Here is a 21926-nt window from a genome sequence, read left to right on the forward strand (position 1 = left end):
CAGAGACCGGCAAACTATTCGGCCGCCTCTCGCCTGCTCGCGACACCAGCGTAGAATGGATCGTTGCCAGGCGTCAGCGCGATCAGGTCGGTGATATTGCAACCTATCTCTGAAGCCAGCCCTTTGATGAAATCGTAATCAGGCCGCAAGGGTCACCTCCAACCCGCGCCGGCGGCATTCGGTGATCAATGCGTCGTCGGTTGCCTTGCCGAGCATGCGCTCGACCATCGAACCAGACACCTCCTGTTGCGGCGTGGGGAATTCCCCACGGTCGGTGGCTGCGACTGATCTGGCTTTGGGGAATTCCCCACCGCCGCCCGTGATCTCCCGACGGATGCTGCCGACCGTCTTGTGGTCGACGGCGCATCGCTTGCCGATTTCCCGATCTGATTGTCTCGACCATTCCGGGTCGCGCAGCATTGCCAGGACAGACCGTCGCTTGTCTGCCGTGGTGCGCCGAAGACCGTGAGATGCATTGGCGCCGACTGCAAACAGGATCGCATCGCGCTTGCTGCCTTGCCGAACGTCAGCCGATATCGTAGCGCGGCCCGTGCGCCTCGCGGCCTCAATCCGGTGGAAGCCATCACCAGGCCAATAGGCCTCGCCATCGAAGAAAAGGACCGCGGGCGGGAACTCAGCTCCGTCGGCCATGGCTTCGGCATAATCGGTCACCACACCTACATCGAGGCCGGCAGTGCGCATCTGCAAGTCCGGGTCGTTCTGGATCAAATCCAGATTGATGGACTCGCTCATGCAGCGCGTGCCCTGATCAACTGAGATTCGCGAATAGCCGCACAGACATCAACGGCTGACAGCCCGAACATTTCCCGCATGGCCGGCACAAGCGGCGCCGGCCGCTGCCGTGGTGGCGTGGTCGCCAGCCATTGCGCTGCCTGGTCGATCGCGGCGGAATACTCGTGTTCGGCCGGCGTGAGGTCGGCGGCGGTCATGCGGCTTCCTTTCCCAGAAAGAACGCTCTCAACTTGCCGCGCTCGGCGACCCACTGATTGCCGACTTTGCGGGCAGGAAGCAGGCCTTGTTCAAGCATGTGGAATGTCTGCCGAGGCTTCCTATTGATTTCCTTCCCGATATCCGCCGCACCCCACACGAGGTCTATTACGATCTCGCCTTCATCCATTGTTCTAACCTCCGTGTCCGTAACTTATGGAAAAGAACGTAACACAAAGGAAGCGCATTGCGCTATTCGGTAAGCACCCATATAACGGTCTTTCAGAAAAGTGCGTAACAGGAGGGCAGCTAGCAGTGATCCCAGTTCGGCTGAAATGGCGACGGTGCCTGGATGGCGTCGACACGATATCCGGGGTCTATGGGGAAGTGACTGACGATCTGCCGAACGGGCAGGTTCACGTCTATGCATCTGGCAACACGCTGTTTGCTCAAAGGTCAGATCGATTTGAAGACGTGACCTACCGAGTTGCGGACCTCGAAAACCCTATCGTACTGCACTTCATCAACTGCTTCGAAAGCGGCAATGAGCCGGCCGGTTATGGAGCTTTTCTTTCTCGCTTCGGCATGCTGACAGACGAGAATGAAATGCACATCGCCGAAGTGGACGACCAAGCCAACATTTTCACTGTCGGGCTTGCCCTCTCAACGAACACGGAAAACACGGCTGACAGAGCTCGGGATGCAAATCACTTTTTGAAGCGTGTCCACCTGACGCCCGGCTTTGAATTTGACGGTCCGGATGCGTTAGGCCAACTGGTGCTGCAACCGGACTCGCTACTTGGCTTTATGGCGATGGAAGTAGCACTTGCGCACGAGGCTGGCGCCGCGCTCACATCGTGCTCGCATTGCAAGAAGTTCTATCTTACCGGCCCTCTGACAGGGCGCAGGTCGCACTCCCGTTATTGCTCCGATCGCTGCAGAGTTGCTGCGATGCGGAAAAGGAACAAGATGGAGGACAGGGCATCATGAGCATCCGCAAACGAACCTGGAACACTGGGAAAGGCGACGAGAAGACCGCTTGGGTGGTGGATTATGCCGACGGCAAGGGCGTACGCCGGCTGAAGACGTTCGCCAAAAAGAAGGACGCCGACAACTTCGCCGCCAAGGCCAAGGTCGAAGTCCGCGAAGGCTCGCACGTTGCGGACAGTGCCAGCGTGACGGTGAAGGCGGCCGGAGCGTTCTGGATTGCGACTGGCGAACAGGACGGGCTTGAGCGTTCCTCGATCGACCAGCGCAAGCGCCACCTGCAACTGCACATCGAACCGTTCATTGGGCAAACGCTCCTATCGCATTTCACCGTGCCGGGCGCTCGGGAGTTCGCCGACAAACTGCGAGAGAACGACCGCTCGCCGGCCATGGTTCGAAAGGTCATGGGTTCATTGGCCTCCATCTTTTCAGACGCACAGGAACGCGGGCTTGCTACCCGGAATCCGGTCAAGGATCTCCGCGGCGCCCGGCGGAGAGGCAAGGAACGCCAAGCCGACAAGCGTCAGAAAAGCAGGCTGAAGATTGGCGTCGACATCCCGACTCGGGAGGAGATCAAGGCTATCGTCGGCGCGGCGACAGGCCGCTGGCGCCCTCTTCTGATCAGCGCGATTTTCACCGGCATGCGATCGTCAGAGCTGCGCGGCCTTCGTTGGCAGGATGTCGATTTCGAGCGAGCGCAGATCAGCGTGCACCAGCGCGCCGACGACTATGGTGAGATCGGTCGGCCGAAGTCCGAAGCGGGAGAAAGGACGATCCCGGTTCCTCCGATGGTCGTCAACGCGCTGAGAGAATGGAAGCTCGCCTGCCCTCGCCGACCGACTGGCGACATCGATGCCGCTGGCAATCCGGTGAAGGAACTGCACTACGTTTTCCCGACGGGAAGCGGCAACATTGAAAGCCGCTCGAACATGACCAAGCGCGGTTTCCTGCCGACCCAGGTCTTGGCCGGCGTGACAGTGCCGAGCGATGAGCGAGACGACGCTGGTGAGGTCGTCATGGTGGGCAAGTATGGCGGCATGCACGCCCTTCGCCATTTCTATGCCTCGTGGTCGATCAATCGGCCGCAGGATGGGGGGCTCGGTCTTCCCCCAAAGGTCATTCAGGAACGGCTCGGGCACAGCTCGATCATGATGACGATGGACGTCTATGGGCACCTGTTCCCGCGCGGTGATGACGCCGATGAAATGGCTGCAGCCGAGCGGTCGCTTTTGGGTTGAGTGCGACATAGACGCGACACAGAGGCAAATTCTTCAACAAAATCAGCAATTGCACCAAGCATCATAATCCTGGGGTCGGGGGTTCAAGTCCCTCTCCCGCTACCAGCCTACCTAAGCTGTTGAAATCACAGTAAAAACGCCGACCTATGGTAGGCGCCCTGTCCGAAAAAATCTTCAATGATTTTCAGGACCTAGCCTGCTACCATTGTGACGCCAACGAACGTGTTGCGACGCTTCGCAGACAACAACTGCGCATCGAGAGACGTGATTTGCGAGAATTGGCTGAAGTCTCCACCTGCGGACCCATTCGGTCCCGATTCCGAGGCGCAATCGACGCGGATTTTCGAATGGCGCGCCCATGTCGCACGCCAGCCCTCAACGCTCGGCGGCTTATGCCCAAGTTATCCAGCTAAATTAAGCAGTCTCATCGGGCGGGCGCTCTGGATTCGCCGACGCCAATCCGCGTGTGCGTACGCGGATCGTCTGACAGATACGATCAGCGAGAGAGGCGAGCGCGCCCTGCACAGTGCGTGCCCCAAGAACGGATTGGAGGGTAACGGCCTGTGTTGCAAACCTATGTTTGAAGGCCTCTCCGCCACAGAGGAAATCGACCAATCCCAAGCCGTGATCAAACGACCACTGTATATACTCCGTAATCAGGACCGCACCCGGCGACGCTCGGCTAAAATCAGGGTCGTAGGTGGTAACGAATGCCATCATGACGTTGTGCTGGACGATGTTGATGGAAACCGCGACCATCGCACCATTGCATTCAAGTACGAAAATGCGCAGCACACCGGCGCCTGACAGCGCGTCGACCAGGGCGGCAAGAACCGGCTCGCCCTCTTCGAAAAGGTCGGATTCACGCGTGTGCTTTTCCAGCCATCTGCGCTTCAGCGCCGACAGTCGCTCCAGCAATGGCTGCAGCGACTCGTCGGCCGACAGGAGGCGGAATTTCGCTTCGCCTGTTTCCTCCAGTATCTTGATGCCGCGCCGATAGTTCTGGCGCATCTTTTTCGGCTGGTCCGCCAGCCACGCTGCTCCGCTGGCCCACTGTCCAGCGACGCGATAACTGACTTCCTCCCGGTGATTGGCGCGAAGCTTGACGCCGCTGGAAGAGCCCGGTGTAAAAATCCTGCGGGCTCCCGCATCCGGCGACAGACGATTGATAAAAGCAAGATCGAAGCCACCCGCCGAACAGATCCGGTTCCAGAGGTCCTGGAGGGCCGATAGGGAGCATTCCGGCGCGACAAGAATATCACCATAGTCCGTATAGCTATTGGCGGCCCATTCGAGGAGCCGCAGTCCTTTTCGTCTGCCGATCGCCAGGGGAATGACAGCGACCAGCCTGTCATCGCTCCATACCAGGCCGATCCGCAGCGAGCGCCGGGCGCGGTCACGCACGGTGCTCCACCATGCCGAAACCCAGGCATGGCTCTGAAAGATCAGTGCATCGGTACGATGCCATAGGTCTACCCATTCGGCTTCGATGGCGGCCAGGCGATCCGTCGAACTGACGATTTCCAGTCGCTCCGCACCAACAGCGTCAATCGAAGCCATTTTGTTCATGGTTGGAGACGGTCCTGCGGCCGCGCGACATCGATGCGCTTTTGAAACAGTCGCACGATATGGTTTGCCATTTTCTTGAGCGGCAGCACGTAAAGTCCAAAAAGCGACTGATAGTCGCGTACGTCGCGATCTATCAGTCCAAACTTGAGGTCTTCGTCCGGATCCGGGATGAACTGCGTTCCGAATATGCGATCCCAGAATGAAAAAAGCAGCCCGAAATTCTTGTCGTAGTGGCGAGGGTCGACGCTGTGATGCACCTGGTGCCAGTGCGGACACAAGATGACGCCGTTCAACCGGCCGAAGGAAATCTTCAGATGCGTGTGGCGAACAAAGTCCATCATGAGAATGTTGCGAATGACATAGACGTTGATGCCAAATATGGCGATCTCGACCGGATTAAGCGCAATCAGGCTCCACAAGCCGAAACTGATCCCCGGTATGACGCCGTCCCAGATCCGGTTCATCAAATCGTCCAGGGGGTGAACCCGGTCCTTGGTGATCCCAACCATCACTTCGGCCGAATGATGCACCTTGTGCAATTCCCACAGGAACGGAAAACGGTGCTGGGCAACGTGATAGAGGTAGTAGGAGATATCGTAAGCAACGAGCATGGTTACGGTGAAGAGGATGATCGTCACTGGACCGGCGGGGCCGGGTATCAGCGGTTGCGAGATGCTGAAGAGCCAGCCGACTGCCTGGTTTGTTGCATATCCCGTGGCGGCAACGAAGGTGACACCGGCGGGAATGAGCAGGAAGGGCATCACCAGCCTTTTCGTGATCCAGAACAATGCGTCCGCTCGCGCGGATGGGTGCATTATGACTTCCGCGGGAAAGGCGAAGTCGAAAAAGTCCCGGAAGGATTTCTGTTCGACCGTTCGCCAGTAGGCGACCACCGCGCTCCCCAGCGCCGTGAGCAACAGGAGACCGAGTGTCAGCAGATTGATGTGTGAGAGTTTTTCCACGATCACTCTGGCGAATTCCGAAAACATCGATGCAGTGGCTCCTAGGTGGTGAATGGCGATCCGGCTCGTCGCGAAGCACATATTGCCAGGCCCATCATGTGATGCCCGCAACTGTGTATCGGGATGCGACTGGCAGAACAATCATGGCCAAATTAGCAGATCAACGGTGTCAAAACCGCTAAATATCTGAACGTAATTAATGTCGAACGCTGCGCCTGCAACCTGCCCGTTATCGGGTCTGCGGCGGGCTTGGCGCGAGCCGGATGACTACTCCCTTTTCGCCTACTTGGCCACGCCATGCGAGGCGTTCGGCTGGCTGCCTTGCACCAAAACGCGGCGAAACCCAGCCGCCTTGGCCCGGTGTGTCGCCGCCGGAACGGATGTGGATCGCTGCGTCTGGAAAGTGGATAGTCATCAAAGGTTCAGCGCCGCGCAATATCGTGACAATGTTTCCATCCCTGTTGGCGTGGAGGTCGGCGGCGAGTTGGAAGACGATCTCAGCGACGCGGCTGCCGCCGAGCAGTTGGTCGGTCACGAGGATGCCGTCGCCATCGCGTGTCACGGCGCGTTGATGCACAACGCCGAAGCGGCCTTTGTACCCGTCATGTCGGGCACACAGCCTCCAGTGCGGCCCCGGCTCGCTCTCCACCAATGTCGCAACCGCCTTGTGCGACCAGTTGAACGCCCCGGAGATGATGCTTTGGCTTTTACCCTCTAGGTTCAGCGTGTTGTGCGCCGGCGTCGAGCGGAACCAGTCGCGCCAGCCTCCCCCCGAACCATAGAGCCATGTGCCGGGGTCGACCAGCACCGGATCGCCGTCAATGCACAGGGTGAGCGACAGCGCGTCGGCATGACCGTGCGCCGCTATCGAAAGGTAGCCCAGCGGGCCGTGGTCGTATGTCAGATGGACGTTGCGACCATTCATCTCGCCGCGCCAGACGGAGAGCCCGCCTTGCGTGAATGTATGCAATCCATTCGGCACCGGCGCCGGCCGCGGTGGCGCACCGAAGAAAAGCGCGCGAAAATCGCCAGGCTCCGGTGCGCTGCCCGGCATCCGTAGAAAACCATGGATGGCGGCCGCGACCGATCCGACATAATCGGCTTCGCCCCCCAGCGTGATCACGCGGCCTTCATCATTGTCGCCGAAGCCGCTGGTTTTCGGCGGGAGCCAGCCTGCGAAGTTGGCGAAAGCGGCCAAACGCGCTTCGACGGGCTGAGGAAAAGGCAGTCCCGCCTGGCGCGCCGCCGCAGCGCACAACAGGAAAAGCTCGGCACTAAAGGCGGCGTAGGTCGGGGTCTGCTCAGCCCCGGCGCCATCGGCCAGGATCTGTTTGAGCACCTCAGCCAGGAGCGACTCGCGAGCTACCTCGGCCCCGAAAGCCAGACCGATCAGATATTCGCCAGCCAGTTCCGCGACGAGATGGTTGTTGGCGGACGAAAAACGGGAGGGAAACCGCGGCAGCCAATAGGCGCTTGCCGTCAGTATTTCACCGACTTTTTCTCGCGTCGCCGCGCCAAGCCGGTCGCCGACGAGGTCGAGCGTGACAATCAGGCTGATGGCTCGTAGCGCGACCTCGATGCCCGAGGCCCAGCCAACGCCCCGAAATGGTGGGTTGGCGAAATGCCAGCTCTCGATCGCCGCCTCGATGGCCGCTCGGGATTGATCATCGCCGGTGAGAAGCAGATGGGCAGCCAGTGGCGGCAGTTGCTGCAGCCGGTTCATTTCCCAAACATATTTTACATCGCCACGGTCGGTGGCATGGCGAAAATCGATATCGAAAGTATGGGTCTCGGGGCCCGGCCAAAGCCGGCCGGTCACCGGATCAAGGCGCCAGAGCTCGGGGGGAAAGAGAGTATAGGGGTCTCGCTGTGGCCAGGTCTGCCCAAGGGCTGAAAACTGGCCCCGAAGAGTGTTTTGCGCAGCCGCCTCAACAGCTTGCCGCTGGGCTGGTGTCGCATCGGCCGGCACAGCATTCCGCAATCCGTGCAGCACCGGGTGCAACTGCGGCGGCGCATAGCGCTGCCAGCCGTCGTCGCGGCGGCGCGAAACGGTCCTCCGGCGCTGCTCGTCCAACCGATGCAATATCTCGGCCAACTCCATGCTGCGCAATCGGTTGAAATACCACCCGACCCTCATCCGCGCTCCGCCAAGATTTTGATCCTCATACACCATCCCGTCGAAAAAGCGTGTGGCGGCATCCTCTTTTCCGTTCCCGCGGTTAATATCTTCGGCCATGACGCGGAGTTTTGCGATGAGAAAAGTTGCCTACGTCATAGCGTGCGCGCTTGGCATGGCTATGTCAGCCGAGGCGGCGCCGATCCCGCTTGAGCGCGGCGTCGGCGTCCATGAATGGCTCAACTGGTCGCCGGTGGAGAAAGATGGTTCCTACAAATGGCCGCCCTATCGCAGCGAGAAGGAATGGCTTGCGGGCGGCAGGCCGCTCACCGATTGGCCGGACGGCGACCAGTTTGATCGCATTCGATCCATGGGCTTCGACTTTGTCCGGCTGAGTGTCGACCCTGGCCCTCTGCTTGCCAGCGAGGGCGCCAAACGACAACAGGCGCTGGACATGCTTGCCGCTGCGGTGCAGCGGGTCGTTTCAAGCGGGCTCAAGGTGGTTTTCGATCTGCATGGCGTCAGCCAGGTTCCGGCTTACAGCATGGAAATGATCTATGGCGGGGCCGACAGCGAGGGTGTTGCCCGCTATCGCAAAATGGTAGTGGCGGTGGCTGCCATGCTGATCAAAATTGGCGCCGACAAGGTCGCCCTCGAGCCCTATAACGAGCCCGCCTACTACCCTTGCGATTCAAGCGGCAGCGATGACTGGCAGCGGATCATGGCAGGCACGGTTCGCGATATTCGCGCCGTCAGCAGCGAACTCACCATCGTCGCGACCGGCGCCTGCGGCGGGAGCATCGCCGGACTGGTCAACCTGGACCCCAACTTCGACGACCCCAACGTCTATTACAGCTTCCACATGTATGATCCGCACAGCTTCACGCACCAGCGGGCCGATGACAAGAACGCTTTCTCCTCCGGCCTTCCCTGGCCTGCCGACGCCAGCACGCCCGAAGTGGTCGCCGAAACCCTCAAGGCGCAGATGGACGCCGCCGGCTTGAGCCAGATCGAAGAGGTGATGAACATGGCCTCGGCGCGTGAAACGATCGCCCGATACTTTGAGCAGAATTGGGGGCAGAGCCAGCTCGAAGCGGGTTTCCGTCAGGCGGTCGACTGGGCTGAAGCCCATGGCATAGCGAGCCGACGCCTGTTCGTGGGCGAATTCGGCGTTATCCTGATGTCTGCGGATGGCCGCATGGGAGCTTTCGATGCTGATCGCCTGCGCTATCTCATGGCAGTGCGCAGAGAGGCGGAACGCTTCGCGATGCCGTGGTCGGCCTGGGAATTCTCCAATCCTTACGGAATGAGTGTTATCCAACCCAAGGGGCCTGCGATCCCGGACCGGGAGATGTTGCGGGCACTGGGCCTGCCATGACTCGTCATCGGGTCAGGATCGGTTCGAGCGGTCTGCCTGGTTGCTGGCGATCAATCGCGTGAAACCCAAGGACTGTCGTCTCCAGTTGCAGCCGAGAGGGCCTGATCGAACCAAATCAGGCTCAGTTTTAAAATCACTCCACCGAGCAGCTATTTAATATATTCGCTATAGATTGGTGTCCTCAATCATACGCAAACAAGGGAAAGAGGGCCAAGGGAAAGAATGTGCGGAATTGCCGGCTGGATTGGGCGCAGGGTCGAGAAGCCACAAGATCGGGCCGCCGGGATGTCGAATGCCTTGCAGCATCGTGGTCCCGATGCCGAAGGCATCGAACTCCTGGACCTGAATACAGGCGAGGACCAGTTGGCATTGGTGCATCGCCGCCTGGCGATTATTGACTTAAACGCCGATTCAAATCAGCCGATGCAGACCGAGGACGGACGGCTCCGGATTATTTTCAACGGCGAAGTATACAACTACATCGAGCTGCGTGAGGAGTTGATCGGTCTCGGTCACCGTTTTCGCACACGCTCCGACACGGAAGTGCTGCTCAGGGCTTATGACCAGTGGCGCCTGGCCATGTTCGACCGATTGAGCGGGATGTTCGCTTTTGCGCTGTGGGACGCTCAACGGCGCGAATTGATCCTCGCCCGCGACCCCTTTGGAAAAAAACCCCTTTACCTCATGCAAGGCAGAAATTTGCTGTCGTTTGCCTCGGAGATCAGCGCGTTGTTGTCTGCGCAGCCAGATGGCCAGCAGCTCGATCTGGATGGAGTGCGCGAGTATCTGACCTGGCGTTACGTGCCTGGACCGCGGACGCTTTTTAAACAGATCCGCAAGCTCAACCCGGGAAGCTACGCTGTGTGGTCGCAAGGGGAAGTAACGGAAACGCGCTACTATGCGCCCCCGGATCAGACCGATCTGACAGCGGATATCGATCCAGGAACCGCCAAGCGGCGATTTCTGGAATTGCTCGACCGTTCTGTCGAGATCAGGATGCGCAGTGATGCGCCGTTTGGCGCCTTTCTGTCCGGGGGCCTCGACTCGTCGGCAATCGTTGCCCTGATGACCAGGCACAGCGACAACCCCATTCGTACGTTTTCGGTCGGTTTCAGCGAACAGGCTTACAGCGAGCTTCCATTCGCCCGGCGCGTCGCCGATCATTTCAAGACCGATCATTGCGAAATCGTCATCCAGGCGGATGACCTGATGAATCATCTGCCCAAGATGGTCCGCCATCGGGGGGCACCTGTTTCACAAAGTACGGACATTCCAATTTACCTGATGTCGGTTCGAGCCTCGCAGGACGTCAAGATGGTGCTTACGGGCGAAGGTGCGGACGAGATTCTCGGCGGCTACCCCAAACATCGCGCAGAGTCTCTGGCGGGTGTCTACCGGTCACTTGTTCCAGCGTCGCTTCACAACAATCTCCTCGCCCCTTTGATGCGCGCATTGCCCGGCGCATCGGCCAAGTTCGATACATTTGCCCGAAGCGCGGGTGAACGGGACTTTGCCACCCGGATGATCTCCTGGTTTGGAGCCATGACGGCGCGGGAACGCGATTCGCTCCTCGGTGGGTTGGCCACTTGCGGCCATGACCTCAACGATTTCCCGTTCTCTTCGAGTGTGACGGAATCTCATCTGCGCCGTGTGTTGTTTTTTGATCAGACATCGTGGTTGCCCGACAACCTCTTGGAACGGGGCGACCGGGTGATGATGGCCGGTTCAATCGAGGGGCGAATGCCATTCCTTGATCGCGATCTGGTTTCCTTCGTCAGCCAACTGCCCGATCGTTACAGGCTCGGCCTCCTGCACAGCAAACAGATCCTGCGCGACTGCATGGCCGGCATGGTTCCCGACGAGGTCCTCAACCGCCCAAAGATCGGCTTCAAGGTGCCCGTCGCCGAATGGTTCCGCGGGCCGATGAGCGATTATGTACGGGACCATCTGTGTTCGTCCCATTCGGTCATCCGTAGCTATTTGAGCGCCAAGAAGCTGGACCAGATTGTCAGGGAGCACGCCGAGCGCGCCGCGGACCACGAAAAACTGATATGGGCGCTTTTGAACCTGGAGATATTCCACCGCGAATTCGCGCTTGGCCCGCCGCAGTGACGACAATGAAGGACAGCGTCAGCGCTTGACCGATCGCGCCTCGGACGCGACCGATCTCCAGACATCGCAGATCGCGTCGACAAACGGTGCAAGCTCAAGCCTTTCCCGGTGCACCGCCATGGCGGCGGCGCCAAGCCGCGCGCGCAGCGCCGTATCCTTGACCAGCCGAGTTAACGCCTCGGTCAACGCCGCCACATCGCCGGGCGGCACCAACAGACCGGATTGTTCATGGGTGATGATGTCCTCGACCGCGCCCACCGGGGTGGCCACGACAGCCAGGCCGGCCGCCATGCCTTCGATCACCGACATTGGCAGATTTTCGGCGAACGAGGGGAGCACCAGAATATCGGCCGAAGCGATCAGTGATGCGACCTCGTCAGGTCCCACCCAGCCCGGAAAAGCAATACGGTCGGCAATCCCTAGAGCGACCGACCTCGCTCGTGCAGGCTCGACCTCACCATCGCCGGCGATCGTGGCACGCCAACCCCTGAGATGTTTCATCCGCCCCAGCGCCTCGCCCAACTGCGGCACGCCCTTTCGATCGCCGATGCGGCCGAGGAACAGGATGTGCACGTGATCGCCTCCGCCGACATGCGCCAGGGAAGGAACTGCCGTGGCGTTGGGAACGATGACAATGTTGCCGCCGCTCCCCGGTGCCCGGCTGGCGACGAAATCGCGCCAAAGCCCGCCCAGGACAATCACCCGGCCGGCATGCTCGAACAGAGCCCTGATACGGCGGCTCATAAAACTATGATCATCTTTCCAGAATGTCTGATACTGCGCCCCATGCAGATGAAGGACATATGGTATCGACAACAGCCTGGCGCAGGCGGCGATCATCATCTTGCGATAGGTGCTGCCGGAGACCGATATATTGATGTGAATGACGTCGGCGCGTCTGTCGAGGCGGGCCGCAAGCATCCGCGCGCAAAAACCAAGCATGTAGAAGATCGAAAGCCCGACATGTCCCGGGCCACGGCTGGAAAGAAAGCGCAGATCGATGTCGGCGATCTCTTGCCGTTCGAACTCCTGCTTCAGCGCCCCCATGATCCGGTCGATGCCGCCTTGTCCCGAAACGCCCGAGGGCGTTGCGACCAAGACATGTATTTTTCTATTGTGGGCGAGACGCTGCAACATGACACCATTTGGATTGCGGATGCCGGGTGACCGTAAAGCAAACGTTCCAAAAAAGGTTTACGACAAATCTTTTGGTTCAAACTGTATCCGTTCACCCTTTGCCGTCATCATGCTGGAATTCCCGTCGGTCAACGGTTAATCGACGGCAAATTTTCCGGGGACAACCCTTTGCTGCTCCGTTCCACGCTCATCTATGGCCCAGCTATTCTGCTGACGCGGGTCTCCGCTCTGCTCCTGCTGGTCGTCATGACGCGGTTGATCGACCAGACCGAGTATGGCCTGCTGACCCTGGTGGTCACCGTGGGCGAAATGACGGATGTTGCCGTTACCAACTGGCTGCGCATTGCCTTGCTGCGGCTTGGCGGAAAAGGCGACGTCAGCCGTGGCAGCCTGATGCTTGCCGGACAGGTATTGCTTGTCACCACGGTGCTGGCCCTGATCATATCCGTGATCGCCTCGGCGGTGATCGTGCCGGAGCGCTGGATCGAATTTACAATCGCCGTCTGCAGCTATCTGATTGCCGGCTCCATCAGCCGGTTCGCGTTGACGGTGCTGCAAATGCAGCAGCGTCATTCCCTCTATTCGATGCTTGAATATCTGCGCGGCCTGCTGCAACTCGCCTTGCCGATCGCCGCCATCCTTATCTTCCAACGCTCGTTTCTGACGGTATCGCTCGGCTCGAGCCTCGCCGTGCTGATTGCCGGCATCGTGGCGTGCGTGGTGGCATCCGGGCGCGTTATTGGCGGCCCGCCGCGCTTCACCCACAAGGAGTTTTTTGCCCTCGGCGTGCCCCTCGTCATCATGGCGCTGGTCGGTTTCGGTCTCAACAGCGCTGAACGCGTCTTCCTTAAGCTCTACTACGATGCCGGCGCGGTGGCTGTCTTCGCAGCCGCCTACGCATTGGCTCGGCAGCCGATCGATATGGTCGCCAACGCAATCAACATGGGCGCATTTCCAGAAGTGGTCAGCCGCTTCGACGAAGAGGGATCCGAGGCGTCCGGGCGGTTGTTGTCGCAACTCATGGCCTTGATGATACGCCTTTGCCTGCCGGTCGCAGCAACGCTTATCGCGCTCAGCGGCGACATCACGCGACTCCTGCTGCCCGCGGAATATCATGGTCGCTTCGGTCTGCTGTTTCCGATCATCGCCTTCAGCGTTCTTTGTGCCAATCTCACAAGCTTCGTTTATGGCGTCGTGGTGCACGCACATAAGCGGCCGTGGTTGCTGATCATCGCCAATTCCTTCGGCTCGGTGGCAACGATTTCACTGTCTTTTCTGTTGATTCCCACCATGGCGGAGGTTGGCGCGGCGTTGGCGTTGGCGGGCGGATCGCTGGCAGGTCTTGCAGCCTGCATCGTCATCGCCGAGAGGCTCACGCCGGTGCCGGTTCCCTGGCGCGACATCGCTGTCTCGGCCATCATTTCTATCTGCACCGGACTGGCCGCCAGCCTTGCCAGCACTGCGCTGGGCAATATGCCGGCGATCTTTCCGCTCGCGGCGGGCGGTGTCGCCGGCGCTGCGGCTTTCCTGGGACTGACCTGGTTGTTTCACCCCGCGGCCGTGACGCAGTTCATCGGCAAGCTAAGGGCACGGCTCCGGATCGCATAAATCCCGCGCAATGAGGCATGCTTGTCTGAAAGTCGCGAGCCTACGGATTGACGTTTCGGCGTCCCCGGCGAGACCAGAACTCACGCCACAGCAGCAGTGCATAGGCGGTGTTGGTATCGTAGTAGCGGCGCCACAAGCGTCGCGGCTCCTGCGCCACGCGAAACAGCCACTCCAGGCCCGCCGCCTGAACCAGTTTCGGTGCCCGGGCGACCTTTCCACCATAGACGTCGAAGCTGCCGCCCACGCCCATGACGAAACTCGGAGCAAGTACGTCGCGATAGCGCTTGAGAAAGCGCTCCTTGCTCGGCGTCGGCATCGCCACAAACAGGCAGTCGGCACCTGAAGCGTTGATGGCCTCGACGATCGCGGCCTCTTCCTCCGCCTTGAAATACCCATTGCGCCGGCCGGCAATGGCCAGGCTCGGATGATCTCTGGCAAGACGGCTTTCAACTGCGTCGAGAATGTGCTGTTCAGCGCCCAAAAGGTAGGGGCGATAGCCACGCTTGGCGCACAGCGCAAGCAGGTTGATCATGACGTCGACGCCGGTCACACGTTCCGGCAACTCGACGCCGCAGAGCCGCGCGCCCCAAAGCACGCCTTTGCCGTCGACATTGACCATATCCGCCCCGACGACATCCTCGCGCAGTTCGGCATTCTTGCGCATGTTCACAAGCTTGGCGACGTTCACGACAACATGATGAAGCGGTCGCCGCGTCGCCATCGCCTCGTCTGCGATGGCCAGCGTCTCGGCCATGGTCAGCGCATGGATGGTCGCACCGAGAAACTCGCGGCGGCGTGATGCCAATAGAGAGTGTTGCGCCCATGCCGGGTCATGCGAGTTCATGCCGCTTCTCCGGTGCGAGCGAGAGACTGCGAGCGTTCCATTTCGGATTTCTTGCCTTCGATGCGGGCGTCGGGCTTGCGCGCCTTGCGCCAGGTCCACAGGCCCCGTGTGTCGACGAGCTTCTTGTCCTTGAGCGCTTCGGGATCGATCAGATTGAATTGTCGATGGTCGACCAGCAGGACGACGATATCGGATTGGTCAATAGCGGAAAGTGCATCGGTGAACATGATGCCGCTGCCCTCGAGCTCGTGTGGCAACTGACGCGCATTGGGCTCGGCAGCGACGATCTTGATATTGGGAATCTTGGACAGAAGCTTAACAACCTCGACAGCCGGGCTCTCGCGCATATCGTCGATATTGGGTTTGAAGCTGAGGCCAAGACAGGCGATCGTCTGGTTGCGGGTCGGGTCGAGCAATGCCTCGATGTCCCTGACCACCGACAAGGGTCGCTCGGAATTGATGCGCCGTGCCGAACTGATCAGCCGCGTATTGTTCGGTGCGGCGTCGATGATAAAATACGGATCGATCGCAATGCAGTGGCCGCCCACGCCCGGGCTCGGCTGCAGGATGTTCACGCGAGGATGCCGGTTGGCGAGATCGATTACCTCCCAGACGTTGAGCGACAGATCCTGGCACACCGCCGCAAGCTCATTGGCGAAGGCGATATTGACATCGCGGAACGCATTTTCAGTCAGCTTAACCAGTTCCGCGCTTTCGGCCTGGGTTATGAACAGGTCGCCGGCGACGAAGCTTGAATAGAGTGCCGCTGTCCGCTCCGAAGACTTTCGGGACAGTCCGCCGATCGAGCGATCATTGTTGATCAGCTCGGTCAGCACCTTTCCCGGCAGCACGCGCTCGGGAGAGTAGGCGACCAGGACGTCAGCTTCCTCGCCATGCGCAACGGGAAATTTGAGATCGGGTCGCAGTTCCGCGAGCAGCGCTGTCATGACACGCGTCGTACCGACCGGCGATGTTGATTCCAGCACCACCAGGTCGTCCCGTTTTAGCACCGGAGCGATGCTTCGCGCTGCCGCAAGCACGTAGCTGACATCCGGCTTGCGGTCCGGGGTGATCGGAGTTGGAACGGCGATAATATAGGCATCGGCCGGCTGAGGCGTGCTGAATGCCTTGAGCTTGCCATTGGCGACAACTTTCTGGATCAAACCATCCAGGTCCGGTTCGATGATGTGGATTTCGCCGCGGTTGACCTTCGCGACCACCGCCTCGTTGATATCGACACCGATGACATCGAGTCCGCGGCTGGCAAAAATGGCACAGGTCGGCAGGCCGATATAGCCCATGCCGATAACGGAAACGGTTTTGATTTCAGCCATGATTCAGCAATTCCTCAACGATCCGGCTCGCAGCTTGGCCATTGCCGTATGGATTGTGCCTCTCCGCCATGCCGCGATAGACGCTCTCATCATCGAGCAGGCTATTGGCATTGGCCAGAATTTTTTCGATATCGGTGCCGACCAGCCGGGCAGTACCAGCGGCGATCCCTTCGGGTCGCTCCGTGTTTTCCCGCATCACCAGCACCGGCTTGCCGAGTGAAGGCGCCTCTTCCTGCACGCCGCCGCTGTCGGTCAACACCAGGTAGCTCTGTTTCTGCAGGTACAGGAACGGCAAATAGTCCTGCGGGTCGATCAGGTGGATGTTCGGCACCGTCCCGATTTCGGCCTCGACCACGGAGCGCACATTCGGGTTGGGATGGACCGGGTAGATGATCTGCACATCCCTGCGCGCCGACAATGCCTTCAGCGCGGTGCAGATCCTCTGGATGCCGCCATCGAAATTCTCACGGCGATGACCGGTGACGAGTATCATTTTCTTGGTCGGATCGATGAAGGGGAAACGAGCGGCGAGCTTGGCGTTCATCAACTTGTCGGCATCGATCTCGCTGGAGAAATGCAGCAGCGTGTCGATCACGGTATTGCCGGTTACGAAGATGGTGTTCGCAGCCTTTCCTTCGGCGATGAGATTGTCGCGCGCCTCGGTGGTCGGCGCAAAATGCCAGGTGGCGATGTTGCCGGCAATCTTGCGGTTCAGTTCCTCCGGAAAGGGAGAGTTGATGTTGTGGCTGCGCAATCCCGCCTCGATATGGGCAACCGGAATCCGCTTGTAGAAGGCAGCTAGAGCCGCGGTCATCGCGGTGGTTGTGTCGCCCTGGACGATGACGATGTCCGGCTCCGCCTTCTCCAGCACCCCCGCCATTCCGAGGAGCACGCGCGAGGTCACGTCGAACAACGTCTGACCTGGTTGCATGATGTTGAGATCGTAGTGCACCGGCAGGCCCGTCAGTTCAATGACCTGATTGACCATCTCGCGATGCTGGCCCGTCACACATATTTCCGTGGTAAAGCCTGGATGGGAGAGCGCGGCGCGCGCCACCGGAAAACATTTGAGCGCCTCCGGCCTCGTGCCGAACACGATCAGCAGTTTTCGCCTTGAGGGCAAGTTCGGATGTGAAACGGCGTTCATGGTTGACCCTGGTAACCGAAAGCGTGGGCGCCCGGCTGACATGTGCTTTCAGCCTAACAATAGCGCCCTGAACCGCCTTCGTATTCAAAAAAATTAACGTATGATTAACGCTAGAGTCCGCAGCCCCCCTTGGGCAACCCTTGCCAGGAACTGTGGGGAAAGATACCAGAGCAAAGCCATTTTTTGCTTTAACGAGAATAACTTGGGTTGACTAATATTTTAATCATCGGCCACGCCGTCGCATCCCGGCGCTGGGAAAATGAGCTTTTCATGCGGTTGGGTGCGGCAGGTTATGTGGTCTCGAGTTGCCACGCGCCGGCGCCGGCGCCAACCGCTCGGGGGCTGGACACTGTCTTGGCGATCGAGAGCCGGCGTTTCGGTCCCTCGCTGGCGGGCCGGTCCGAGCCGTTGCCGCCCATCGATCGCGGCCCTCCGGACCTCGTCATAGATCTCACTGCCAGCGCAACGGGGCAAGACGCGCCAGTCCTGAGGCTCGAATTTTGCGGTCGCAACAGCTTTCCAGCCGGCGTTGCCGCAATGTTGGCGAGCGGACAATTGCCTGAACTTGGCGCTCGCCTCGATGGCGTTGTCGTGGCCCAGGCTAGACCGATGCTGGCAGACAGGCTCTGGCTATCTCGAAGCTGCAACGACCTGCTCGCCGGCGCCATGTCGCTGATCATGCAAACCGTCGCCCGCTTCTTTGCGGGCAAGCTTGTGCCGGTAAGCGACAACCCGGTGCCGATCCTGAAGAACGACAGTTTTGTTCGACACTATGTGCCCTTTTTTGGCAGGGCTTTGATCGATCGCGCCGTGCAAAAAATCAGGCGGGGACGACGCCCCTTCTATTGGCAGGTTGCCTATCGGGTGATCGACGGACCAGGCATCGCCGAAACCGGGCAACTCGACGGCAAACCGTTCACAGTCCTGCCGGACGATGGCCAACGCTTCTATGCCGACCCGTTCGTCTTCGAGGCCGACCGCCGCCATCATCTGTTTGTCGAGGAATTCCCCTACGCGACGAGTCGCGGCGTGATTTCCGTCGCCGAGCTCGGTGACGATGGCACTTTCGGTGTTCCAAGGGTTGTATTGGAGGAAGCGCACCACCTGTCGTATCCGCAGGTGTTCGCACACGATGGCGAGATTTTCATGATCCCCGAAAGTGGTTCGGCTCGCGAACTTGTGCTCTATCGCGCCGCGCAGTTTCCCGACCGCTGGGTCCGCGACACGGTGCTGATGGCGGACAGGGATTTCAACGACGCGACGCTGCTCGAATCCGACGGTCGCTTCTGGCTGGTTGGAACGGAGCGGTTCGGCTACGGCAGCGCGTCGGACACGATGGCGGTCTATTGCGCACCCTCGCTGCGCGGGCCATGGGTCGCCCATCCGCTCAACCCCATTGCCGTCGATCATTCGGCCACCCGGCCGGGCGGCGCCTTTATCCGCCACGACGATGCCCTGGTGCTGCCGGTGCAGAACGGATCGAGGGCCTATGGCGGTGGTCTGGGGCTGATGCGGCTTGAGCGACTCGACGCGTCCGATGTCCGTTTTGCCTCGCCCCGGCCGATCGGCGCGGGTCCGGCATGGGCACGCACGGGCATTCATACGCTTAACCGCGCCGGCAATGTCGAGGTCGTGGACAGCGCGGGCTGACTGAAGCGCTGAAAGCGGTGAGCGTCCCGTTGCGTGGCCTGCTTATTTGTTCTCCGTGGCAATATGAGGAAGCGGTGTGTTTCTCGTCTTCCTTCTGCCGTTCAGGGTCTGAAGAATCGGCTTCTCGATCATCTCGTAAATCACCAGACTGACGAGGCAGGCTGCCACGATGCTGACCACCGACACCAACAATACCGTTGTCGGATGCTCGTATCCGACGGTGCGTCTGGCCAGGTACGCCACAGCGCCGATCACGAAGATATGCGACAGATAAAGCGCGTAGGAAGCGTCGCCCAACTGCTCGAGAAGGCTCCAGTGCTTGAGTTTCGGCTCCAGAATGAGGCTGAGATGAAGCAGGCCCGCCGCCCACATTGCTTGTCCCGCGAAGCTGATCTGACCCAAGAGCGGCGTACCGTCATCGACGAATGAAAGCACCACGCCTGCAGCGGTCATTACGCCGAATATCCAGGCATGGCGTATGTCGTAAGTGAAATCACCGTCCAAATAGCGCCGCCCTATCCACATGCCGATTACGAATGCCACCGGAGAAGGGTTGAGATAGAACTGGATAACAGGGTTGGTGGGAGCCAGCCACAGCCCGGATATCCACATCGCAATGAAAAAGACCGTCAGCACAAATACGCGCGAGGTCACGGACAGGAATGCGAACACCGCAAAAGCGATATAGAAAAATACCTCGTAATTGAGCGTCCAGCCGAGTGAGAGGATTGGACTGGCGCTATCCCGTCCAGGCGCTTCGTGAACAATGAAGAGGAGCGACTGAAGATAGTGGGGCCATGTAAAGACGGTCTTCTGGAAGAGACTTGGCGCGAGCGCCGCCAGAACCGCGGCGAGGCTGGTGAAAAGCCAGTAAAGGGGGATGATCCGGATTGCTCGGCGTTTCAGGAAGGTGGCAGCGGAAAACGGACCATCTCCCGTAATATGGACCATTATGAAACCGCTGATGACAAAGAACAGAACGACGCCCAGGCGGCCCGCCGTCACAATAATCAGATTGTCCACGCCAATCTGATAGGAAAAGGCGTGTGCGAACAGAACCAGCAAGGCGGCGCAGGCGCGAAGATACTGAAGCGAATAGAATTTCTTCACCTTGATCTCCTGCGCTTTGCCGGCGCCTGATGCCATTGTGCCGTCCACAGGCAGCGCGTCGGGCGCCGTGCAAAGCATCGCCATCAATACGACCGGCCAATTAAGTGTGGGTTACCGAGTTCACGAAATAGCGTAAATCCGGCTGCCGATGCATGTCGCGCAAGTGTATTCCGTGCATTCGTTCCCACGCGGCGCACTTTGGTGAGATTTCAATGAGCGGTGTCCGGCTTTTCGGCAAAGCTGACATGTGGCGACCCATGCCCGGCATCGCCACTGTTAAGATCGGGTTATCCATATTCCTTTACGTTCGTCCAGGAAAATGTACCCGGGGGCGCGTGCGTCCCCTGCCATCTCAATCGCAAGCCGCAACGCTGGTCGGATAATCGTGAGTGTCACCCCCACAGAGCAACAGTTCGTGACCGCGCAGGCCAGCCGCCAAGACGCCCTCACACTCCTGTTCTTTCTCCTCGCGGCCTTCGCTTTCCTGCTCCGCTCGACCATCTCTCCGCAGTTGATGAATATGGTGATGTCCTATTCGACGGAGGGGGGGTCGTTTCCCGAAAAGCTGCATATCGGGACCTATGCGATCTTTCTGCTGCTTGTCGTCATCGCCACGACCCGGCCAATTCGGCTCGAAGGCGATGAAGTCAGGCTGTTCAAGGCGACATTGTTATATTCGCTGCTGCTGTTGTGGCTGGTGCCTTATCTCTTCGTGATAGGCCGTGCCGGCTCGGCCGGCTTCATAATCGATTCCTATCTGGTCTCTTGTGCCGCGGCGATGATCATGCTTGCCCTGGGTGACCATGTGCGCAGGGCGCTTGGCAATGTCATCGTCGGCATGATCGTCCTCAGCGCCATCATCGGAACGATCGAGGCCGTCACCCAGCATCGATTCCTGCCCTATCCCCTCGTTGAGCTGGACTTTCGGCCGATCGGACTGTCGGCCCATCCGCTGGCGCTGGGCGCGCTTTGCACCACCGCCATAGGTTTCGTTGCATTGACGCGGTGGCGTATCTGGGTGTGCGCGCTTTGCATCTTCATTCTCTTCATCGGCACGGCCGCTTCGGGCGCGCGCACCGCCCTGCTGCTCGCTTGCGGCGAGATCCTGTTCCTGCTCGTGTTCCTGCCTTGGCCGGACTTGTCACCCAGACATCAACGCCAGGCCAAACTCCTGGTGCTGATGCTGACGCTGGCCGGTGGCGCCATAATGATTGCGATACTCTTTTCGGCGGGGCTGCTGAACCGCTTCAGCAACACGCTCTTTGATCAAAATTACGACGCGCGCGTCAAGATCTACGATGTATTCAAGTTTGTTGAATGGAGGGACATCCTGCTTGGCATGAATCCCAACGAGTTGTTGAAGATCGTCAACGAAAAGCTCAACCTCCCCTTCATCGAAAGCACGCCGGTCGTTCTTACGCTTTTGTTCGGCCTGCCGATCGCCCTGCTCTTCGCCTTTGCTTTCTTCCGGTTCCTTTTCAAGCTCCTGCGCAATACGCCTCGGGCCGCCCATATCGCAGCGGCCGCGTCCATTCTCGCGGCATTGTCAAACAATGCCCTTTCTTCGAAGGCGCCGGATATCATGCTGCTCGTCATCTTGTTGCTCGCTTATCGAAAGCCGGATGGGCGCCAAACCGGCACGCCCCTTCAAGGCCAACCAGCATCAACAGCGACATGACGCCAAGCCCGCTCCTTGCGGGTGCCCACGCGACGACCTCTTGCTTTTCCATTTGAAACGCCTGCACGCTTTGCCAGGCTACGACGGGCGTGGCAGAATACCGACCAA

The 21926-nt window shown here is 59.6% G+C and carries 18 protein-coding genes and 1 pseudogene; 7 read left to right on the forward strand and 12 right to left on the reverse strand.

Features of this window, described 5'->3' with window-relative positions; genetic code table 11:
- Positions 1–138 precede the first annotated feature (138 nt).
- Genes NKH38_RS01400 through NKH38_RS01410 form a run of 3 tightly spaced genes read right to left on the reverse strand, consistent with a single transcriptional unit; the run spans position 139 to position 1138 of the window.
- Positions 139–753 (reverse strand): hypothetical protein, encoded by a 615-nt coding sequence (locus NKH38_RS01400; RefSeq protein WP_352758567.1) that lies wholly within the window; start codon positions 751–753, stop codon positions 139–141.
- Complete coding sequence (locus NKH38_RS01405) at positions 750–950, reverse strand: hypothetical protein (protein ID WP_352758569.1); 201 nt, start codon at positions 948–950, stop codon at positions 750–752. Before NKH38_RS01405 ends, NKH38_RS01400 begins: the two co-directional genes overlap by 4 nt.
- A complete protein-coding gene (locus NKH38_RS01410; protein WP_352758571.1) occupies positions 947–1138 on the reverse strand; it encodes a DNA-binding protein in 192 nt (63 codons plus the stop codon). Before NKH38_RS01410 ends, NKH38_RS01405 begins: the two co-directional genes overlap by 4 nt.
- A gap of 197 nt (positions 1139–1335) precedes the next feature.
- Between NKH38_RS01410 and NKH38_RS01415 the strand changes: the two genes are divergently transcribed.
- Entirely contained in the window at positions 1336–1938 is a 603-nt protein-coding gene (locus tag NKH38_RS01415; RefSeq protein ID WP_352758573.1) for a hypothetical protein, read from the forward strand.
- Complete coding sequence (locus tag NKH38_RS01420; protein ID WP_352758575.1) at positions 1935–3173, forward strand: tyrosine-type recombinase/integrase; 1239 nt, start codon at positions 1935–1937, stop codon at positions 3171–3173. Before NKH38_RS01415 ends, NKH38_RS01420 begins: the two co-directional genes overlap by 4 nt.
- Positions 3174–3587: 414 nt before the next feature.
- Here the strand turns inward: NKH38_RS01420 and NKH38_RS01425 are convergent, their stop codons facing one another.
- The 3 genes from NKH38_RS01425 to NKH38_RS01435 all read right to left on the reverse strand — a co-directional run bounded on the left by NKH38_RS01425 (position 3588) and on the right by NKH38_RS01435 (position 7940).
- On the reverse strand, positions 3588–4742 hold the full coding sequence (locus NKH38_RS01425) for a GNAT family N-acetyltransferase (protein WP_352758577.1): 1155 nt from the start codon (positions 4740–4742) through the stop codon (positions 3588–3590).
- Positions 4739–5731 carry a sterol desaturase family protein gene (locus tag NKH38_RS01430; RefSeq protein WP_352758579.1) on the reverse strand — a complete coding sequence of 331 codons (993 nt, stop codon included), beginning with the start codon at positions 5729–5731 and terminating at the stop codon, positions 4739–4741. The genes NKH38_RS01425 and NKH38_RS01430 overlap by 4 nt, the downstream gene beginning before the upstream one ends.
- A 202-nt stretch (positions 5732–5933) precedes the next feature.
- Complete coding sequence (locus tag NKH38_RS01435) at positions 5934–7940, reverse strand: heparinase II/III family protein (RefSeq protein WP_352758581.1); 2007 nt, start codon at positions 7938–7940, stop codon at positions 5934–5936.
- Between the two features lie 61 nt (positions 7941–8001).
- Between NKH38_RS01435 and NKH38_RS01440 the strand changes: the two genes are divergently transcribed.
- Together NKH38_RS01440 and asnB are read left to right on the forward strand one after the other, a co-directional pair.
- A complete protein-coding gene (locus NKH38_RS01440; RefSeq protein ID WP_023707671.1) occupies positions 8002–9198 on the forward strand; it encodes a glycoside hydrolase family 5 protein in 1197 nt (398 codons plus the stop codon).
- A gap of 222 nt (positions 9199–9420) precedes the next feature.
- The gene (gene asnB, locus NKH38_RS01445; RefSeq protein ID WP_352758584.1) at positions 9421–11310 is read left to right on the forward strand and encodes an asparagine synthase (glutamine-hydrolyzing); all 1890 of its coding nucleotides are present in this window, start codon (positions 9421–9423) and stop codon (positions 11308–11310) included.
- Between the two features lie 18 nt (positions 11311–11328).
- Here the strand turns inward: asnB and NKH38_RS01450 are convergent, their stop codons facing one another.
- Together NKH38_RS01450 and NKH38_RS01455 are read right to left on the reverse strand one after the other, a co-directional pair.
- Entirely contained in the window at positions 11329–11883 is a 555-nt protein-coding gene (locus tag NKH38_RS01450) for a glycosyltransferase family 4 protein (protein WP_352759273.1), read from the reverse strand.
- A gap of 102 nt (positions 11884–11985) precedes the next feature.
- A pseudogene (locus NKH38_RS01455) lies at positions 11986–12447 on the reverse strand (glycosyltransferase); the annotation flags it as partial.
- A gap of 168 nt (positions 12448–12615) precedes the next feature.
- Here NKH38_RS01455 and NKH38_RS01460 point away from each other — a divergent pair.
- A complete protein-coding gene (locus tag NKH38_RS01460; RefSeq protein WP_352758587.1) occupies positions 12616–14055 on the forward strand; it encodes a lipopolysaccharide biosynthesis protein in 1440 nt (479 codons plus the stop codon).
- A gap of 40 nt (positions 14056–14095) precedes the next feature.
- On the opposite strand, the gene NKH38_RS01465 is transcribed toward NKH38_RS01460, so the two are convergent.
- Genes NKH38_RS01465 through wecB form a run of 3 tightly spaced genes read right to left on the reverse strand, consistent with a single transcriptional unit; the run spans position 14096 to position 17380 of the window.
- A complete protein-coding gene (locus tag NKH38_RS01465) occupies positions 14096–14899 on the reverse strand; it encodes a WecB/TagA/CpsF family glycosyltransferase (protein WP_023725122.1) in 804 nt (267 codons plus the stop codon).
- The gene (gene wecC / locus NKH38_RS01470) at positions 14896–16233 is read right to left on the reverse strand and encodes a UDP-N-acetyl-D-mannosamine dehydrogenase (protein ID WP_050485801.1); all 1338 of its coding nucleotides are present in this window, start codon (positions 16231–16233) and stop codon (positions 14896–14898) included. The genes NKH38_RS01465 and wecC overlap by 4 nt, the downstream gene beginning before the upstream one ends.
- The gene (wecB, locus tag NKH38_RS01475; protein ID WP_352758591.1) at positions 16226–17380 is read right to left on the reverse strand and encodes a non-hydrolyzing UDP-N-acetylglucosamine 2-epimerase; all 1155 of its coding nucleotides are present in this window, start codon (positions 17378–17380) and stop codon (positions 16226–16228) included. The genes wecC and wecB overlap by 8 nt, the downstream gene beginning before the upstream one ends.
- A 609-nt stretch (positions 17381–17989) precedes the next feature.
- Here wecB and NKH38_RS01480 point away from each other — a divergent pair.
- Positions 17990–19030 carry a glucosamine inositolphosphorylceramide transferase family protein gene (locus NKH38_RS01480; protein ID WP_023686303.1) on the forward strand — a complete coding sequence of 347 codons (1041 nt, stop codon included), beginning with the start codon at positions 17990–17992 and terminating at the stop codon, positions 19028–19030.
- 42 nt (positions 19031–19072) lie between these two features.
- On the opposite strand, the gene NKH38_RS01485 is transcribed toward NKH38_RS01480, so the two are convergent.
- The gene (locus NKH38_RS01485; protein ID WP_352758594.1) at positions 19073–20176 is read right to left on the reverse strand and encodes an acyltransferase family protein; all 1104 of its coding nucleotides are present in this window, start codon (positions 20174–20176) and stop codon (positions 19073–19075) included.
- Positions 20177–20555: 379 nt separating this feature from the next.
- Between NKH38_RS01485 and NKH38_RS01490 the strand changes: the two genes are divergently transcribed.
- Positions 20556–21818 carry a VpsF family polysaccharide biosynthesis protein gene (locus NKH38_RS01490; protein ID WP_023754981.1) on the forward strand — a complete coding sequence of 421 codons (1263 nt, stop codon included), beginning with the start codon at positions 20556–20558 and terminating at the stop codon, positions 21816–21818.
- Positions 21819–21926 lie beyond the last annotated feature (108 nt).

Source organism: Mesorhizobium sp. M1078, from assembly GCF_040318615.1.
Lineage (GTDB): Bacteria > Pseudomonadota > Alphaproteobacteria > Rhizobiales > Rhizobiaceae > Mesorhizobium.

Bases quoted from the DNA above. Each gene is read 5' to 3' on its own strand.
- NKH38_RS01400 (WP_352758567.1), bottom strand. From the start codon at position 753: ATGAGCGAGTCCATCAATCTGGATTTGATCCAGAACGACCCGGACTTG.
- NKH38_RS01405 (WP_352758569.1), bottom strand. From the start codon at position 950: ATGACCGCCGCCGACCTCACGCCGGCCGAACACGAGTATTCCGCCGCG.
- NKH38_RS01410 (WP_352758571.1), bottom strand. From the start codon at position 1,138: ATGGATGAAGGCGAGATCGTAATAGACCTCGTGTGGGGTGCGGCGGAT.
- NKH38_RS01420 (WP_352758575.1), top strand. From the start codon at position 1,935: ATGAGCATCCGCAAACGAACCTGGAACACTGGGAAAGGCGACGAGAAG.
- NKH38_RS01425 (WP_352758577.1), bottom strand. From the start codon at position 4,742: ATGAACAAAATGGCTTCGATTGACGCTGTTGGTGCGGAGCGACTGGAA.
- NKH38_RS01430 (WP_352758579.1), bottom strand. From the start codon at position 5,731: ATGTTTTCGGAATTCGCCAGAGTGATCGTGGAAAAACTCTCACACATC.
- NKH38_RS01435 (WP_352758581.1), bottom strand. From the start codon at position 7,940: ATGGCCGAAGATATTAACCGCGGGAACGGAAAAGAGGATGCCGCCACA.
- NKH38_RS01440 (WP_023707671.1), top strand. From the start codon at position 8,002: ATGTCAGCCGAGGCGGCGCCGATCCCGCTTGAGCGCGGCGTCGGCGTC.
- asnB (WP_352758584.1), top strand. From the start codon at position 9,421: ATGTGCGGAATTGCCGGCTGGATTGGGCGCAGGGTCGAGAAGCCACAA.
- NKH38_RS01465 (WP_023725122.1), bottom strand. From the start codon at position 14,899: ATGAACTCGCATGACCCGGCATGGGCGCAACACTCTCTATTGGCATCA.
- wecC (WP_050485801.1), bottom strand. From the start codon at position 16,233: ATGGCTGAAATCAAAACCGTTTCCGTTATCGGCATGGGCTATATCGGC.
- wecB (WP_352758591.1), bottom strand. From the start codon at position 17,380: ATGAACGCCGTTTCACATCCGAACTTGCCCTCAAGGCGAAAACTGCTG.
- NKH38_RS01480 (WP_023686303.1), top strand. From the start codon at position 17,990: ATGCTGGCAGACAGGCTCTGGCTATCTCGAAGCTGCAACGACCTGCTC.
- NKH38_RS01485 (WP_352758594.1), bottom strand. From the start codon at position 20,176: ATGGCATCAGGCGCCGGCAAAGCGCAGGAGATCAAGGTGAAGAAATTC.